An 18,184-nucleotide genomic window follows, 5' to 3' on the forward strand; every position below is an offset into this window, starting at 1 on the left:
TCAAAAATTTCTGGACAAAGACAAACGAATCATTACCACAGGATAAACTCCGGGCGCAGGGACGTCTGAGCCCGGTGGAACATCAAACGTTTAGCCTTGATTTTTCGGGATTAAAACAAGCTATAGCATTGGCCCCCGTAAGAGGTTTACCTTCAGGACGCGCTGAGCTGGTAGTAAGTTTCCCCAATCCGAATGGAAATATAGAACGTTTCACCGTAACCGAGGCATCTGTATTACATCCTGATCTGGCAGCGCGCTATCCGGGTATAAAATCCTATGCGGGCCAGGGTATAGATGATCCTTCCGCTACGATACGCTTCAGCGTGTCCGATCAACAAGGGTTTCACGGCATGGTGTTATCCAGCGGCAAGAACAAAACATACTATATCGATCCGTATTCGCTCGATGGCAAAGTATATACTATATATCGCAGAGAAAGTATACAGGAACGCATTTCAGATTTTGCCTGCTATACAGCCGATGCTGAACGCAATGACGCTGGACGTATTGCCGAAACTGCCCGCACCAACGACAAGAAGCTTCGTAAGTATAGATTGGCATTATCGTGTACAGCCGAGTATGGAAATATATTTGCAGGCACAGGTACCGATGCGCAGAAGAAGGCCAATATACTCGCGCAGATGAACGTAACCATGACGCGCGTAAATGGTGTATATGAGCGCGATCTTTCCATTACGATGGAGATTGTAGCCAACAACGATCTGGTTATATACTATGGAACAACATCGGCCGATCCGTGGTCGAACGAGTGGAACACCAAAACACAACAAGTAATTGATGCTGCTATTGGCAATGCCAATTACGATATAGGACATAACTTCAATACAACAGGAGGTGGCAATGCAGGCTGTATAGGCTGTGTATGTACTACCGGCAGCAAAGGCAGCGGTTATACCGGACGTTCTGATCCTACGGGCGATGCATTTGATATAGACTATGTGGCGCACGAAATGGGTCACCAATTTGGCGGCTATCACACACAAAGTAATTCTTCGTGCCGCAGCGGAAGCGGAACTACTGAAGTAGAGCCCGGCAGCGGAAGCACCATTATGGGTTATGCCGGTGTTTGTGCTCCCAATGTTCAAAGCAATAGTGATGCATACTTTGCGTATGTAAATATCCGGGATATATCGGCTAACATTCAGAGCGGCACAAGCTCATCGTGTGCACAGGTGGTAAATATTACGAATAATCCACCCACTGCGAATGCGGGTGCAGACTATACTATACCCAAGTCGACAGCCTTTGTACTGAAAGGGCAAGGCTCTGATCCGGATGGCGATGCCGTAACGTATACCTGGGAAGAAAACGATCCGGGTAATCCTAATTCTAATTCGGCACCAACTTCTACCCGTACTGTAGGACCAATGTTTCGCTCGCGCGAAGGTACTACATCACCAAATCGTTACTTTCCTCAGATAAGCGATGTAGTAGCGAATAATCTTACTCCTACCTGGGAAGTTATACCATCTGTAGCACGCACACTTAACTTCTCGCTGACTGTGCGCGATAATAAAGCAGGTGGCGGACAAACATGGGATGACCTGATGGTAGTAACTGTAAATGGAACTGCAGGGCCGTTTACCATAAGTGCTCCTAACACGGCTGTTACATGGAGTGTTGGCACATCACAAACTGTAACGTGGAATGTTGCCAGCACAAACACGGCTCCGGTAAATTGTGCGAACGTAAATATACTCTTATCAACAGACGGAGGATTTACCTATCCCATCACACTATTGGCCAACACACCGAACGATGGTACACAAGCTATCACCGTGCCGAACAACGTTACCACTAATGCACGTGTAAAAGTAGAAGCAGCTGATAACATCTTCTACGATATATCAAATGTAAACTTTACTATATCTTCCGGTACTCCTACCTGTACAGCTACCGTACCTACCGGTCTTGCTGCTTCCGGTGTAACAGCTACAAGTGCTACACTTACCTGGAACGCCGTAACAAACGCAACCTACGATGTACAGTATCGCGTTACCGGTGCTTCTACCTGGACAACTGTATCGGTAAGTTCTGCTACGGCTACATTAACCGGACTTACTGCTGCTACTACCTATGAAGCACAGGTGAGAAGTAAATGTACGAGCACTACATCGGCTTATAGTTCTTCCGTAAATTTCACAACGTCTACAACATCGGTTACTTATTGTGCTTCGAAGGGCAATATTGTTACGGATGAATATATAGGACGCGTGCAACTGGGAACAATCAACAATCTTTCGGGAGCTAATGCAGGGTATGGTAATTTTACTTCTATATCTACCAACCTGGTGCTGGGATCTTCCAACACCCTCACTGTTACTCCTACGTGGACGAGCACGATCTATAGCGAAGGTTACGCTGCGTGGATCGACTATAACAAAGACGGAGATTTTACTGACAGTGGCGAACAGATCTGGTCGCGTGCGGCTTCCACCACTACTCCGGTAAGTGTAACGTTTACCGTACCTTCTACGGCAAGCCTCGGTGCTACGCGCATTCGTGTATCGATGAAGTATAACGGTATACCCACATCATGCGAAACATTTACGTATGGCGAAGTAGAAGATTATACGGTGAACATCACTACTACTGCTTCCAAAACAGGTCGTGGTGAGCAGGCATTACTGAGTCACTCGCACAGTATATATCCGAACCCGGTAAAGGATAATCTTTCTGTTATTGTTGAAGACGGACTTACCGTGCAATCGCTGCGCATCTCTACATTGAGTGGTTCCAGCATGCACTATACCGAAAAGTATCAGCAACAAGTGAATGTATCCGGGTTACCGGCTGGCATGTATATACTTTCTATACAGACCGATAAGGGTTATATCCGCGAGAAGTTTATTAAAGAATAAAGACAAACCTTATTAACTGATACGCCCTCCGGCTGTGGCAAAATTATCCACAATACCGGAGGGCTTATTATTTCTGGTATTTTCTTTGATATCTTTCCGGCATGATAGTATTCAGAAAAATCTTTATCCTGTGTCTCCTCTCCCTGTGCTGGATGGGAGTGCAATGTCAATCTCCTAAATCAGTAATACGTATCGACTATACTACGTTAACGCGTGGCTATCAAAAACAGATTGTACTCACGCACGACAGCGTAACCCTGCACGTAGAAGGTCGCGAAGAAAATAAAGATGTAAAGCGCGCACTGACAAAAGCGGAATGGACTTCACTGGTAAGCGCCCTGAAAAATGTGAAGCTTGCCGAAATACCCAACCTCCCTTCACCTTCAATGAAGCGTGCCTACGATGGCGCCCGGCACTCTACAATAACACTAACCACCAAAGATCAAAAAACATTAGCGCATGCTTTCGATAATGAAGATGCCCATGCAAAGCTACAGCCGCTCATGAAGGCTATACTTAAAATAGAAGAAGCGACCGCTCACTAGCAGTCGCTTCCTATATATACTGGTCTGTAAACTTTATTTCTTATCAGCGGCCAGTATGCGGTCGTGATATTTGGCAAATATACTCTTCGCTATATCTACCGTATTGCCGATTGGTTCCACAGCATAACTATTACCTGTTTTCGTTGCCCATTGCCATTCCCAGTCTTTCAGTTTTTCCTCGAGAGCCGGTAAACTTGATTTCTTGTGTTGCTTCAGATCTTTTTCGATCTCGGTAAAGAACTGCTCCCAGCGTGGCTTATAAAAATCTTTCAGCAAGCCAGCCCATTGGCGGTTGGAGTACTCGTGCAGTTCGCTGTTCTTATCTCCCCACAGCGTTACCAGGTCGCGCGCGTTAAACTCATATATATTCTTCTCTGCATCAGTCTCGCCCCAGCTTCGTGCATCAGCAATCCATTTACCCAAGAGAAACTCCTGGCGTGTAGCCACAACGGTATCCAGGTCATCTATCAGTTTCAAAAACTCTTCGCTATAGGTATGGAACGCTGCTATATCTTTTTTCTGATAAGCCTGTGCAATCTTCTGTTGCAAAGGCGAAGCATAGTTAGCCAGCACTTGCCTGGTAACATCTGTCAGGTCATAGTTGAATCCTTCATTGGTGCGGAAGCTATCGGCAACATTTACCAGTAACTCCCATGCTTTTACCAATTCTGTTGGATCATAATCCAGTTTAGTCAACACACGATGACCAGTGCGTTCGAATGTTGGTCGCGCAACAATGATCGACTCCGGTCCACCTTCACCTAACCCTCCATTATATACTGTCTTCTCCAGAATATTCCATGCCGCTACAACGGAGGGGTTATCCGCACCATAGCGTCTGCGGGCATAGCCTTTCAGCCAGTCGCTAACATCAATCGGTTCACTTCGCCATACATTCTCCAGCATCAGAGAAAACAATGCAGGATTCTGCACATTGCCTTCGGGAGTAAGACCTATACCGGTAAGTTTACCCGCCTGTGGATCATGTAATGCTGCTGCAGGATCAGCTGCTACATGGGCCATGCGACCAAACATACTTACGTTACCGCCAAAGTTCTGCAGCATATTCCATATCCATGGCTTGCCATAGTATGCCTGATTGGTTTTCCATACCGGATGACTTTCACTATATAGATCGAGCACAATCATACCATCATCGGGTATAGCAGCAAACAAAGCTTGCATTTGTGTAGGCTTCCAAAATTCATCGTTATAGTGAAACATCCAACCCTGCATAACCCACACCGCTTTCGGATCGGTGTTTGCCATAGAGCGATATACTTTTTCGCTGATGTTGCTCAGGTAAGTCGAGTCAGTGGTAGGCGGTACATTTTCATTGAATGTATCGGCCGAGTAAAAATGATCGGTGCCATATTCTTTTGTTTGTGCTTCGAGAAACATAGCACCAATCTTTTCAAATAAAGAATCTTCGGCATCGAGTATATATACATCGTTAAAGCCTGCATCCCAATTGGTTTTCTTCAACTTGGCATTCGGAAATTTCTGTGCAAATGTAGGAGGCACGTGCCCGGTAAAAGCAGGCAGCACGGTTGTCATACCCAATGATCTTTCACGCGCTACTATCTTCTTCTGCAATTCTTTATGCGTATCCATCCAATGCTGAGGCAGCGGTCCGCCCCAACCATCTATATTTCCCATCCACAACCACGAGAAGTAAGACGGGCCACTGAAGAATGCTTCAAGTTCTTTATCGGTAAAATTAAGTGTATGGTATACATCGCGCCATATAGCTTCTTCACCGGTAAGTGCGAGCGGCATATTTATACCGTTCAACGCCATCCAGTCAATTTCCTGTTGCCAGCGGTTCCAGTCCCACCAGGCCATGGTATAATTGAAGGTACAATAATTAAGATAGTAACGATATTTATAAGGCGTTACCTTGCGCACTTTGGTGGCTACAATCTGCAGAGGCTCTTGTAACTCAGCCTCCATATCATTCCACGATAGTTCCTGCTGACAATAATTTTTCAGATAGTAGTGAAGCGCAGAGGCAACAGCAACGCCATTGTTACCGCGCAGCACGATCTTTTCATTTTTACTTTCCAACTCAAACACATCAAAGCCATTTTCGGGGTTGATATATTCAATCACAAAAGCATCGGCTTTATCTTTTACTACACGCTTCAGCAAGGCGGTGGCGGCATCATCTTCGTGTGGCTTTTCTTTTTCTGAAGTACATCCGGCCCAAAAGATCAGGCAGGCACACAGGTACAACATCGGTTTCAGTTTATTCATGATCTCAAAGGTATAGGTTTAATATTCTCTATTACAGGCAAGCACAGGTATACCATTACAACGACTGCGTCATTTATTTATAACCTGCAAAGGATTGCTATTGAGAAAATTGTAACTGTAAACATATTGGTTCGTTTAAACACGGATCAAATATTTTTTATCTTAATTATTATTTATAAGCAACCGGTATAGCAGTGGCACATGGGTTTGTCATAGGTCAGCGATCATTTAAAAATTAAATACATTCTTTTTAAACCCCGATTGAACCACGCATTTGTGATTTGTGTTTTTTAACTTGTACTTGCATATATGAATCTCGCCCCCTACATCGAGCACACCAACCTGAGTCCTGCACTCACCATCGGTACTATTGATGCATTGGTAGACGAAGCTAAACAATTTGGTTTTCTGGGAATATGCGTTCCGCCCTTCTGGGTAAAGCGCGCTAAAAGAGAGATCGGTACGGCAAATATAGTATTGGTAACGGTGGCCGGATTTCCTTTAGGGTATAATATGACCGAGACGAAGCTGGATGAAATAAAACGCGCGATCGACAACGGTGCTGATGAGATTGATGTTGTGTGGAATATATCTTCTTTTAAAACACATCTTCCCTGGACAAAGATAGAAGTAGCGAAGTGCAGCAAGCTGGCGCACGACCATCAAAAATTACTCAAGGTAATTATAGAAACAGCGTATCTTTCTGATGAAGAGATTGAGCAGGCATGCAAGCTTTGTGCAGATGCCGGTGCCGATTTTGTAAAAACATCTACCGGTTTTGCACCAACGGGTGCACAGGTAAAACATATAGCGATCATGAAAAAAAGTTTACCTCCTGCTGTCGGTATAAAAGCTTCGGGTGGTATAAAAACTTTTCAGGACGCAGCCGGCATGATCGAAGCAGGTGCTACACGTATCGGCACATCGTCTGCCGTGAGTATAATCCAAACCAACCAACTATTGAAAGTATAATGAGTCAGTTTTTAGAAACTGTTTTCCCTGCGGAAAACGAAATTCCCGATGCCTACAAAATTTCATCAGCTATTGAGCAGCGTGAATACCTGGTAAATGGCGAGATGAAAATCTGGAAGGGCAGTCTTAACCCGGTGCTGAGCCCGGTGTTTATCAAAGAAGGTAATACCTATACACAGAAAGTGATTGGCAGCACGCCGTTGCTTACCTCAACGGAGGCGCTGGAGGCACTGGATGCTGCTGTGAAAGCGTATGACCTTGGCCGTGGTCTCTGGCCTACCATGAGTGTAACAGAGCGCATTGAACACGTAGAAAATTTTCTGGCAGCCATGCGCGCGCAACGTACCACGGTAGTAAAATTACTCATGTGGGAGATCGGCAAAACGCTGAAAGATTCCGAGAAAGAATTTGATCGCACGTGCGATTATATAGTAGATACGATCAAAGCCTATAAAGATATAGATCGTAACTCGGCCAAGCTCATCGAAGAGCAAGGCTTTATGGCGCAGATAAGACGTGTGCCGCTCGGTGTTTCTCTTTGCATGGGCCCTTATAATTACCCGCTCAACGAAACATTTACTACGCTTATACCTGCGTTGATTATGGGTAATACAGTTGTGTTCAAGCCTGCTAAATTTGGTGTGCTGCTTATCAAACCCTTAATCGAAGCATTCCGCGATCACTTCCCTCCGGGTGTTATCAACATTATATACGGACGCGGTCGCGAAACTGTAGGTGCGCTGATGGAAAGCGGCAAGATCGATGTGTTTGCTTTTATCGGAACCAACAAAGGTGCTAACGATCTGAAGAAGCTTCATCCAAAACCACATCGCCTCAAAGCTATACTAGGATTGGATGCAAAGAACCCGGCTATAGTATTGCCGGATGCGGATATAGATAATGCTGTAAGCGAATGTATCACCGGAAGTCTATCCTTCAACGGACAGCGTTGCACTGCGCTGAAGATCCTTTTTGTTCATCGCTCCGTGCTGGATTCATTCCTGCAAAAATTCAATGCAGCCATCAAGAAATTAAAACCAGGTATGCCGTGGGATAATACTACTTCACTCACGCCACTGCCAGAACCCGGTAAAGTTGAATACCTGCGCGAGCTGGTAGAAGATGCGAAGAAGCATGGCGCCAGCGTGGTAAATGAAAATGGTGGTGAATATCTGAACTCGTTCTTTTACCCTGCAGTAGTATATCCGGTAAATGAAAAAATGCGCCTCTATTCAGAAGAACAATTTGGTCCGGTTATACCAATCGTTCCGTTTGATGAAGATGATGAAGCGATCGACTATGTGCTGAATTCTAATTTTGGCCAGCAGGTAAGTATATTTGGTACCGACTCCAAACGTATAGCACGGTTGATCGATGCGTTCGTAAACCAGATGGGTCGCATCAACATTAATGCACAAAGTCAGCGCGGACCAGACACATTCCCCTTCAACGGAAGAAAAGATTCTGCAGAAGGAACTCTCTCTATAGCAGATGCACTTCGGGTATTTTCGATCCGCACATTGGTGGCAACGAAAGGCACGGATAGCAATAAACACATTATCAGTAACATTATCCGCAATCGCGAATCTGCTTTCTTAAGCACCGACTATATTTTCTAAATCTGCTTTTAGAAAAACAAGATTGAATGAGGTTGATACAGAGATGTGTCAACCTTATTTTTTTATCAAAGCTGTATATACTGCAAGCCAATGATCGTAACGAGCATGGAAAGAGCGATCAGCATGGTTATCATTTTACGCGACATACTTTTACTTCATTTAAAAAGGCCGCTGCTTGCAACAGCGGCCTCGCTTCTACCTTTAACCTAAATCAAATTCAAAAGACAAAAAAACCAACTTTATCATTTAAAGAGATCGTTGAATTTCTCCCCGATCTTTTTGAATTGCTCCCGTACATTTCTGGAGGTATCGCGTGCTCCCTTTTTGATATCAGACCATGTGTCTTCTGAAGAATTCTCTATACGGGTTAATGCCCGCTCAACTTCTTCGCGTTGTTTCTTTAACTCTTCATTGGCCTGTTGCAGGCGATCTTTTCCTTTTTCGGAAGCGCGGTTGATCTTTGTATTCAAAGTATCCAGCTCACGATCTATATCATTCCGAAGTTCCAGCAGTTCGTTACGAACATCATTTCGTTCTTCCTCAAACTTTTCCTTCGGTGTTTTACCGGCAGTTTCAGAAGGAGGTTCACTCTTGGGAGTATTGCAACCGGACAAGGTATAAACCATGCCAAGTGACAAGATTCCGAATATGAATGACACAAACTGTTTCATATATATACTATACTTTCTTTATAGCAACGAAATGAACGGAGCTGATTAAAGCTCTTCAATCATTTTTCTTACTTCTTCTTTTGTTTTGCCAAGCCGTTGTTGCAGGCGGCCATATAGTTCGTCTTCTTTACCGGAAGTAAAAGCGAGATCATCATCTGTAAGCTCACCATATTTTTGTTTGAGTTTACCTTTTACTTCATTCCATTTACCTTTTAGATCAAGCGTTGTCATAACTATTCTGTTTTGGTTTAACACTGCAGCGTAGTATAAAAACACCATGCCATACAGTTACACATTCCATACTATATAGTCCTCTCCGTGCATTGTGTATTCCATTCTACACCTTTTCAATATATAGTATCAAATTTTATAGCCGGATACATTATGCTGCTGGCATATATATTTCTCCTATATAGTTATAAACAGCTAAACAATACAACTATGTTACGATGGACATTGATCTTTCTGGTAGTGGCTATTATTGCTGCTATCTTCGGATTTGGAGGTATAGCTGCCAGTGCGGCTTACATAGCGAAGGTGATCTTCTTTATCGCCATTGTGATCTTCCTGGTTTCATTGATTGCCGGATCGTTCCGCAGAAATTAGAGAGATACTCCTTATTACTATATACTTTATCACGATACACTTAAATTAAAGATCCGCGGTGGTGATTTATCCGCGGATTTTTTTATACCGCATAATTCCACAGTTGCCACTGAATGTGCGTCCGGCAACACCGTTGTGTCACTCATAATCAGCACGATCTGAAATAAACTAATCGGTGGCATAATTATTTTCCTGAATCCTGTCAAACTAAATATCACTTATGAAAACGAATTTGAAACACATCTTGTTGGTTGCGGGGATAATGATTATAACATCTACCGTTACCACATTCGCCCAGCAAAGAAGGGCCGGTATTAAAGGTGGGCTAAACGTAAGTAACATGTACGTGGATGACGTAGATGATGAAAATGCACGTTATGGCTTTAACGCTGGTCTCTTCGGTGAGATCATTTCAACAGAAGCATTTGGCTTACAGGCCGAGTTGTTGTATTCAACGAAAGGATCAAAATTTACCACCAGCGGTATCATTGATCAGGAAACAAAATTCAACCTGAACTATCTTGATCTTCCGGTATTGGCCGTATTCAAATTAGGGAAAGCTGTCGACTTGCATCTTGGTGCGTACGGTTCTTATTTATTAGGAGCTAACATTACTACCAGTGGCGATCTTGGCAGTGGAACTGACAAGCTTGACAAAGATAATTTCAAGTCGTTCGATTATGGTCTTGTTGGTGGTATAGGCTTTAACTTCGGACCAACACAAGTGGGTGCCCGTTATAATTATGGTCTTGCCAAGATTGCTGACAGTAACACTGCCCGCGATATAATTGGCAACTCCAAGAACTCTTTCGCACAGCTATATATAGCGTTCAACCTCAATCATCAGCCAGAGTAATCGGCTGTACAACCGCAACATAAAGAAGCCCGGTATATGCCGGGCTTCTTCTTTATAGATAGTATATGATTCGAAAACCGAGAACTCTATTCTGCTTCACTATTATCTTCTTTACTGCCACGTTTACCATTTTTATCGCCCATCATTGTTCCCCAGGGCTTGAGGCCCTCTACATGATCGGAAATTACTTTTAGCACAGCTACACCGGGTATAGCGAGAAACATTCCCGGCACACCACATATTGCACCGCCAATCAGCACACCCAGTATCGTGGCCAATGCATTGATCTTTACTTTAGAACCTACAATGAAGGGCATAAGAAAATTGTTATCAATAAGCTGAACGACTGCAAGTATAATAGCAACCCAAATTACATTTACCGGATCAGACGATGTGATGAGAGTGATGAGCATACAAAACAGGTTGGCCACCAGCATGCCCACATAGGGGATAAGATTAAGCAACGCGGAGATCAATGCCAGAAATACTGCATACTTAATACCGAGTATAATAAAGCCTAATGTATTCAAGGCAAAAACAACGGTCATCTCAATAAGCAATCCTGTAATATAGTATTGGGCCACCGCCTGGCATTCGTGCAGTACAGCTACAATGTGTTTTTCATTAGTATCTTCCCGAAACAATTCAATCAGAAATTTGCGGATCAGATCTTTATAGTATAGCAACAGAAAGGTATAGATGGGTATAAAGATCACATACGACCCCATGGCGGTTAGCGAAACAAAAGTTTTCCCTACCAGTTGCGGCCCGGAGGTAGTGATCTCCTTGGCCGTATCCTGCAGATATTCATTCTGCTTGCGTATGCCTACATGAAAATTTCGCGATACCCATTGTTTGGCTGTCAGAATCAGTTCGGTGATTTTCTTTTTGATCATATCAAAATCGTCCAGGAAGTTCATTACCTGGCTTGTCAGAAAATATAGTATACCAAAAATCAAAACGATGGAAACAAAAAGAGAAACGGCAATACAAAGCCCGCGCGGCAGTTTTCTTCGTTCCAGAAAATTTACCACAGGCAACAACAGGGCGGCCAGCAGCATAGAGAAGAAAAGCGGCAACAATATATCCTGTCCGATATATAGCAATCCTCCCAATATAGAAATACTGATCAGATTTAAACTTAAGCGCTTATAGAAGGGATGTAAATCATTTTCAATAGTCATAGTCTTAAATTATGTATTACTCATTTCCCTCATAACTGTAAAAGCTATGCCCCGAAAAGTGTAGGTCATTCATCGAATATTTTTCAAATACATATTCGCTCCGGGTCATTCTGAGCAATCATTTCCACAGCGCTATTTCACTGCGCGAGGGTTTCACACGGCATAGTTCTTTTGATAATAGCTGTTGCAGACTATTAATGCTATGAAAAGTTTCAGACACATCGAATTTATCAATACGCTCATTCAGCTCAATTACGATCGTATTGCCTGCTATGAACAGGCTATACGCCTGCTCAATCAACTGGATGTAGCCCTGAATGCAACGCCTTTCTTTGCACAACTGATACATGAGTGCAAGCGCAACATTACTGAACTTACATTGGAAGTAAAAAAACTGGATGGCTTTATACCGCAGCAAACTTCTTTCTCGGGCAAGGCTTGTCTCATGTGGATGGAGATACGATCCATGTTATCCGGCAAGCCGGTACAGGCTATATTATCCTGCTGCGAAATGATCGACAGGATCGTTATGCGTGGTTACGATCATGCTATAGCATCTCCTATAAATATACCAGACGTATTTCGCCAGCGATTGCTGGATCATCGTATCGCATTGGGTTCGTCTGATACCTTGCTGCATACTTACAAAGCGTTGCAGGAAACATATATACTTACCCAAAATCATTCGTCATGAAAACAACATTGCTTTTTTACTCAATAGCACTTGTGCTGATGATGTCGGCCTGCCAGCAGCCTAAAGAAAGTAAACAGATTGCTGAGGAGAAGAACAAAGAGAAATTCGAAAACAAGGCAGATGAAAAGGATGCACAGTTTGTCGTGGAGACAACGAACATGCTGCATACGCTGATCGCTCTGGCAGACGTAGCACTCGAGAAAAATTCTCCCCGCGCTGCAGCAACAGCTCACACGGTGAAACCGGAATTTCAGAATCTGTTGGGCGAAGTGGAGTCGTACGCCACTGCGCATGTGATCAGTATACCCACCGAAGCGAGTGAACGATCTACCGAACAAGTTCGCAAACTGCTGGACGAAAAACCCAGCAATTTTGATACGCGATGGTGCAAGGAGATACGCGATAAGAACCATGATCTTATCCGTGAAATGGAAACGTATGGCACCAACACCAAAGATCTTAATATCAAGACCTGGCTCAACAGTGCGCTGCCTCAGGTGCGCACGGTGCAGGACAAACTTGTGGATTTTGAAAATAAACTTTCCAAAAAATAAAAGATATACTATATGGCACACGCTGCTCCAATACCTCAAATGAAAACCCTGAACGCCTGCCTGGATAAAATGGTAGAGCAAGGGTATGTAGAAAATTTTAAAGCCGGCAATGGCGGACTTCAGTCGTTCAACTCGGAAAAGACATATAGTCCCAAGGAGATCAACATCGTTAACTTCTATCGCTTTGAAGGCATCAGCAATCCTGACGATAACTCTATACTCTATGTTATCGAAACTGCCGATGGAAAGAAGGGAACACTTACTGATGCATACGGTGCGTATGCCGATCCGGCTGTGGCCAAGCTGATCGTTGAAGTGGAAGAGATACAAAAGCAAAAAGATTTCTCTGCGCCATCAAAAGAAAAGAAATAAGCCAGCATCAATCCTTTTACCCATTGAGATTGCTGATTAATATAGGGCACACACTCAAGAAGGCCGGCACCGAGTTTATCCAGGACAATGGCATGAAGCTCAGCGCATCGCTTTCATATTATACTATATTTTCGTTAGGGCCTATATTAATTGTTATCATCTCGCTGGCCGGAGTCTTCTGGGGAAAGGAAGCAGTGCAAGGCAAGATCTATGGACAGATAAACGGATTGGTTGGCAATGCTGCTGCACTGCAAATACAGGAGATCATTCAGAATATAGAGAAGTCGCAGCTCGGCACTTCGGGCGCTATTATTGGCCTCAGTGTATTACTGGTAGGTGCCACCGGTGTGTTTACCGAAATGCAGGATTCGATCAACTATATATGGTCGATACGTGCCAAACCCAAACGCGGCTTCGTGCGATTGATCACCAACCGACTGATTTCTTTTTCATTGCTGATCGGCCTGGGGTTTCTGCTGATGGTTTCACTCATTGTAAATGCTGTATTGGATTTGCTGCACGATAAACTTGAAAATTATTTTAATGATCTATCGGTATATCTTTTTCAGGGGTTGAATTACCTCACTATACTGGCGGTTATTACATGCCTGTTTGCCATTATCTTCAAGGTACTTCCGGATGCCAATATTCACTGGAAGGATTCCTTCATTGGTGCAGGTTTTACATCTATACTCTTTTTGATAGGGAAGTCGCTGATCAGTTTGTATGTGTCATACTCCAACATTGGCGTAACGTATGGAGCGGCTGCCTCTATAATCATTCTGCTGCTGTGGGTATACTATACATCCATCATTCTTTTCTTTGGTGCTGAGTTCACAAAAGTATACACGGTAAACTACGGCTCGGGTATAAAGCCCGACAAGACCGCGGTATTTATTGTGAAACGCGAAACGAAAGAGCTGCCTGAAGATCAGCGCATCTTCACACCGTTGTCGCACTCCTGAACTATATAGTATACATGGATCTTCGCTCGCATTATCCGTACTGGTTGCTCAAACATGGTATCGTTAAAACCTATCCATCGGTTACTGAATCGCTGCACGCCGATATAGCGATCATTGGCTCGGGCATAACAGGAGCATTGGTGGCGTATCAGCTTTGCAAGGAAGGGTTTTATGTAGTTATGGTTGATAAGCGACACGTTGGGCAGGGTAGCACAGCTGCATCCACTTGTTTACTGCAATATGAAATTGATACACCTCTACATAAACTCATCAGTAAGGTTGGCGAGCGAAATGCTGTGAGAAGCTATGAGCTTTGCCTGGAAGCGATTGAGCAGATCGGGAAGATAGCCCATAATTTTAAGCATGTAGAGTTTATACACCGGCCGAGTTTTCAGTTTGCTTCATTTAAACATCATGTAGCTGATCTTCAAAAAGAATATATACTCCGAAAGCAATATGGTATTTCGTCTGTTGAATGGCTTACAGGAGCTGATGTAAAAGATAAATTTGGCTTCGAAGCTCCGGCAGGCATTCTCTCAGCCGATGGCGCACAACTCGATGCCTACCGCATGGCGCATTCGCTTATTTATAGTGCAAGCCGTAATGGTCTTCGTGTTTACGATAGTACTCCGGTTACAGCTATACGGCATCATAAACGATCGATAGAATTAAAGCTTGAAGGGAAATATACCATTACTGCGCGTAAGCTTATCATCTGCTGCGGGTATGAATCGCAGGCATTTATACCGAAAAAAATCGAAACGCTCAATTCCACGTATGCCACCATCAGCGAACCTTACGAACAGACTAACTTCTGGTATAAAAACAGTTTGATCTGGGAAACAGCAAACCCCTATATATACTTGCGCACGACTTCGGACAATCGTATACTTATTGGCGGCATGGACGATACATTCTATAACCCCGACAAGCGCGATCGGAAATTGAAGCAGAAAGCGGTTCAGTTACGGCAGTCTTTTCAAAAACTTTTTCCTCATCTTGATTTTAAATCCGACTTTGAATGGGCCGGCACATTTTGTGGAACGAAAGACGGGCTTCCCTATATCGGCAGCATTCCACAGCGGCCGCATACCTATTTTGCCTTGGGATTTGGCGGCAATGGTATTACGTTCGGGCAGATAGCGGCATGCTGTATACGCGATATACTTGTGAACAAAAAGAATCCTGATACTGCCATTTTCTCCTTTACAAGGTGACTATCTGAAGAGAACCAAAAAATTAATTTCCGATTTCGTAACAGAACGCTTTTATTCACACGTTGAAAATGGTTGACATGAAAAAATTACTGATCTCATTCGCGGTGCTTTTGTGCATCGGCTGTTCCAAAAAAGAATCATCCTATACCGTGGCCACTGAATTTCTGCCGGGCAAACGATTGGCGGAATTGAAGAAATCCAAACTGGATGAAGTCTCTGACCTGGCAGCCAGTGTAAACAATCCCGGTATGCTGTGGGCACATAACGACAGCGGCAATGGAGCCGATGTTTATCTGGTAAATGAAGACCTTGATATAAAACTCACCTGCAAACTAAAAGATATAGACAATCGCGACTGGGAGGATATGACCGTTGGCCCGGGGCCTGATCCAAACAAAACCTATATATACATTGGTGATATTGGTGATAACAACGCGCGATATGAATACAAGTATATATACCGTTTTGAAGAACCCGTGCTGAAACCTGGTGAAGACAAACGGTTGATCACTTCATTCGATACTATCTGTTTTAAATTACCTGATCGTAAAAAAGATACCGAGGCTTTGTTCATCGATCCTGCAACCAAAGACCTGTACGTTGTATCCAAGCGCGAAGAGCCGGTGGTGCTTTATACATTGCGTTATCCATACGCAACAAACGATACAATTACGGCTACCAGTATTATGACACTTCCGTTAAAAGAAATAGTAGCCGGAGACATGTCGGCCGATGGAAAAAATATACTGCTGAAGAATTACTATCATATATACTGGTGGTCGGCATCGGGTTATAAACCTGTTAGCGCCTTGCTGCAGGAAAAACCGAAGGAGGTTCCTTACAAAGAAGAATACCAGGGCGAATCCATCGCATGGGCACGCGATGGTTCCGGATTTTATACCATTAGTGAAAAAGGTGGTGGAGAAAAATCGTATCTATACTTTTATCAGCGTAGCGCGAGCAAGTGATCTATATCTTCTTGTTCTTCCATTTGCCCGACCTTAGGTAGAAGTAAGCCATCGAGAACATGGAGATCCAGTATACCCACTCTGAGCCCCAGCCCCAGGTAATGGGCAGTTTCAGGTATTCCAGCACTACGTAGCAATATATACTATAAAGCACGATGGTTACTAACTCGATGGTGAGATTTACTACGGTATTGCCTGTGCCCGTTACGGCATTCAGCCATACCGTTGCAAACGACATTAACAGCAACGCGCAGGATACCACACGCACTACCGGTATAGCATCTTCAATAAAGCCACTGCCTTGCCCGTAGAACGACAGGAACCATTCCGGTATAATATTCAGCCACAGAAAAATAAAAGCAGATATACAGAAACTGATGCCGGATATTCGTTTGATCAGCGGCATAACTTCCTCTTGCCTGCCCTGCCCGATAATGTTGCTCACCATGGTATTGGTAGTAGAAGCAAATGCCCACGAGAATATACCGAACAAGCCAAATATATTGCGCATGGTATTGGAGATAGCCAATGCGCGTGCACCATGGTGCTCGATGAGTATATAAAAATATTCCCAGCTCGCTATACTAATGGCATACTGCAATACCAGTGGCGATGATTGCGCTACGATCAGTTTAAAAACTGTACGGTCCAGTTTCACTTCGTCAAAAAAGGCAAATGCCTTGTGCATGCCTTTCAGGTGTATCACGATATAGATCACCAGTAAACCAAAGCCTTCTGCGATAATAGAAGCATAAGCAGCACCATTAAAGCCAATGGCGGGGAAACCAAACTTACCATAGATAAAAGAATAGTCGAAGAAGATATTCGCTATTGCTTCGCTTAACGTACCCCACACCAGAAATTTAGTCTGATTAGTTCCTACCAGCAGCGCATTGCGCATTACATATAGATATAGCAGGGGCAAGCCCCAGATGCGGATCATAAGAAAGTCTATAGCCATCCCGGCTATAGCTGCATCATGAATTACTGCGCGTAATATAGAAGGCGCAAGAGTATAGGTAATTACTATACCAACAGCCGATACTGCCAATGCAATCCATACACCGTGAAAGAATAATCGCCCGATCTCCTGCGGTAAATTTTGTCCGGCCCTTCGCGCAATCAATGCCTGCAAACCATTATTCAGTCCGTTACCGATAACCGCGAAGATCAGATAGTATACACCGGTAATACCGGCACATGCCAGTTCCTTTTCACCAAGCCCGCTCAGAAAAATGTTATTGGTAATAAAGTTAATCTGCGGCACCACCATAGCCAGCGTAATGGGCAAGGCCATGCCGAGAATTTGTCTGTAACCGGTTTGTAGTTTTAATTCCATGAAAAAATTGAGCGCAAAAATATCAAAATGTTTTGCTTGCAGCACGATGTCACTCTTTCGCTTTGCGCTTCTTTCGTGGCTTCGGAACCTTGCCTATACGAAGATCTCCCGCCAGTATATAGTCACACGCTTTAATAACCGACTCCTCAAAGTCATCACTATCGTAAGGTAAGTTTTGCCACGATGTGATACGTCCTCCCAGCAATTTGACAGAACGCATGGAAGGAAATTCAGGTTTCAAACTCGCGTGATGTTCCTGCGTGGTGGCAATCCACACGCCATTGTCGTCCGTAAAATCTTTTCTATTGCGTACGATTAACACAATCTTATTCCGGACGTATATCGCGTAGCAACCGAACATTGGCTTTACTACAGGTTCTGCAGCAAACAACTGTTCTAATACAAATTCAAAAGGTATAGTCTTTCCGCTTTTCATTTTAAAACAATCCTCTCGAATGTAATGTTTTATACCTGAACTGGCCAG

The 18,184-nt window shown here is 43.8% G+C and carries 18 protein-coding genes; 12 read left to right on the top strand and 6 right to left on the bottom strand.

Features of this window, described 5'->3' with window-relative positions; all coding sequences use genetic code 11:
• On the top strand, positions 1-2,882 hold a 2,882-nt coding region (locus VIN08_RS14350; RefSeq protein WP_331966388.1), incomplete at its 5' end, for a reprolysin-like metallopeptidase.
• Positions 2,883-2,983: 101 nt separating this feature from the next.
• Positions 2,984-3,427 (top strand): hypothetical protein, encoded by a 444-nt coding sequence (locus tag VIN08_RS14355; protein WP_331966391.1) that lies wholly within the window; start codon positions 2,984-2,986, stop codon positions 3,425-3,427.
• Positions 3,428-3,460: 33 nt separating this feature from the next.
• Here the strand turns inward: VIN08_RS14355 and VIN08_RS14360 are convergent, their stop codons facing one another.
• The gene (locus VIN08_RS14360; RefSeq protein WP_331966394.1) at positions 3,461-5,683 is read right to left on the bottom strand and encodes an alpha-N-acetylglucosaminidase; all 2,223 of its coding nucleotides are present in this window, start codon (positions 5,681-5,683) and stop codon (positions 3,461-3,463) included.
• 309 nt (positions 5,684-5,992) lie between these two features.
• On the opposite strand from VIN08_RS14360, the gene deoC reads away from it, so the two are divergent.
• Together deoC and VIN08_RS14370 are read left to right on the top strand one after the other, a co-directional pair.
• Positions 5,993-6,655, top strand: a complete 663-nt coding sequence (gene deoC / locus VIN08_RS14365; protein WP_331966397.1) for a deoxyribose-phosphate aldolase — start codon at positions 5,993-5,995, stop codon at positions 6,653-6,655.
• A complete protein-coding gene (locus VIN08_RS14370; RefSeq protein WP_331966400.1) occupies positions 6,655-8,274 on the top strand; it encodes an NADP-dependent glyceraldehyde-3-phosphate dehydrogenase in 1,620 nt (539 codons plus the stop codon). Before deoC ends, VIN08_RS14370 begins: the two co-directional genes overlap by 1 nt.
• Before the next feature lie 242 nt (positions 8,275-8,516).
• Here the strand turns inward: VIN08_RS14370 and VIN08_RS14375 are convergent, their stop codons facing one another.
• Together VIN08_RS14375 and VIN08_RS14380 are read right to left on the bottom strand one after the other, a co-directional pair.
• Entirely contained in the window at positions 8,517-8,945 is a 429-nt protein-coding gene (locus VIN08_RS14375) for a hypothetical protein (RefSeq protein ID WP_331966402.1), read from the bottom strand.
• 45 nt (positions 8,946-8,990) lie between these two features.
• Positions 8,991-9,176, bottom strand: a complete 186-nt coding sequence (locus tag VIN08_RS14380) for a CsbD family protein (protein WP_331966404.1) — start codon at positions 9,174-9,176, stop codon at positions 8,991-8,993.
• A gap of 210 nt (positions 9,177-9,386) precedes the next feature.
• Here VIN08_RS14380 and VIN08_RS14385 point away from each other — a divergent pair, with 210 nt between their 5' ends.
• Positions 9,387-9,551 (top strand): DUF1328 domain-containing protein, encoded by a 165-nt coding sequence (locus tag VIN08_RS14385; RefSeq protein ID WP_331966407.1) that lies wholly within the window; start codon positions 9,387-9,389, stop codon positions 9,549-9,551.
• 220 nt (positions 9,552-9,771) lie between these two features.
• Positions 9,772-10,407, top strand: a complete 636-nt coding sequence (locus tag VIN08_RS14390) for a porin family protein (protein WP_331966410.1) — start codon at positions 9,772-9,774, stop codon at positions 10,405-10,407.
• A gap of 86 nt (positions 10,408-10,493) precedes the next feature.
• Here the strand turns inward: VIN08_RS14390 and VIN08_RS14395 are convergent, their stop codons facing one another.
• On the bottom strand, positions 10,494-11,591 hold the full coding sequence (locus VIN08_RS14395) for an AI-2E family transporter (RefSeq protein WP_331966413.1): 1,098 nt from the start codon (positions 11,589-11,591) through the stop codon (positions 10,494-10,496).
• Between the two features lie 202 nt (positions 11,592-11,793).
• Here VIN08_RS14395 and VIN08_RS14400 point away from each other — a divergent pair, with 202 nt between their 5' ends.
• The 6 genes from VIN08_RS14400 (at position 11,794) to VIN08_RS14425 (ending at position 16,361) form a co-directional block, all read left to right on the top strand.
• Positions 11,794-12,285, top strand: coding sequence for a DUF2383 domain-containing protein (locus VIN08_RS14400; protein ID WP_331966416.1), 492 nt, complete (start codon positions 11,794-11,796; stop codon positions 12,283-12,285).
• Positions 12,282-12,839: a DUF4142 domain-containing protein gene (locus VIN08_RS14405; protein ID WP_331966419.1), complete on the top strand. Its 558-nt coding sequence runs from the start codon at positions 12,282-12,284 to the stop codon at positions 12,837-12,839. The genes VIN08_RS14400 and VIN08_RS14405 overlap by 4 nt, the downstream gene beginning before the upstream one ends.
• Positions 12,840-12,878: 39 nt before the next feature.
• A complete protein-coding gene (locus tag VIN08_RS14410; RefSeq protein ID WP_331966420.1) occupies positions 12,879-13,211 on the top strand; it encodes a hypothetical protein in 333 nt (110 codons plus the stop codon).
• 23 nt (positions 13,212-13,234) lie between these two features.
• Positions 13,235-14,176, top strand: a complete 942-nt coding sequence (locus tag VIN08_RS14415; protein WP_331966423.1) for a YihY/virulence factor BrkB family protein — start codon at positions 13,235-13,237, stop codon at positions 14,174-14,176.
• Between the two features lie 14 nt (positions 14,177-14,190).
• Complete coding sequence (locus tag VIN08_RS14420; protein WP_331966425.1) at positions 14,191-15,393, top strand: FAD-dependent oxidoreductase; 1,203 nt, start codon at positions 14,191-14,193, stop codon at positions 15,391-15,393.
• Positions 15,394-15,470: 77 nt separating this feature from the next.
• Positions 15,471-16,361 carry a hypothetical protein gene (locus tag VIN08_RS14425; RefSeq protein ID WP_331966427.1) on the top strand — a complete coding sequence of 297 codons (891 nt, stop codon included), beginning with the start codon at positions 15,471-15,473 and terminating at the stop codon, positions 16,359-16,361.
• A 1-nt stretch (position 16,362) separates the two neighbouring features.
• Here the strand turns inward: VIN08_RS14425 and VIN08_RS14430 are convergent, their stop codons facing one another.
• Complete coding sequence (locus tag VIN08_RS14430) at positions 16,363-17,700, bottom strand: MATE family efflux transporter (RefSeq protein ID WP_331966429.1); 1,338 nt, start codon at positions 17,698-17,700, stop codon at positions 16,363-16,365.
• A 49-nt stretch (positions 17,701-17,749) separates the two neighbouring features.
• On the bottom strand, positions 17,750-18,136 hold the full coding sequence (locus VIN08_RS14435) for a hypothetical protein (RefSeq protein WP_331966431.1): 387 nt from the start codon (positions 18,134-18,136) through the stop codon (positions 17,750-17,752).
• Positions 18,137-18,184 lie beyond the last annotated feature (48 nt).

This window comes from Ohtaekwangia sp. (assembly GCF_036568665.1).
Taxonomy (GTDB): Bacteria; Bacteroidota; Bacteroidia; order Cytophagales; family Cyclobacteriaceae; genus Ohtaekwangia.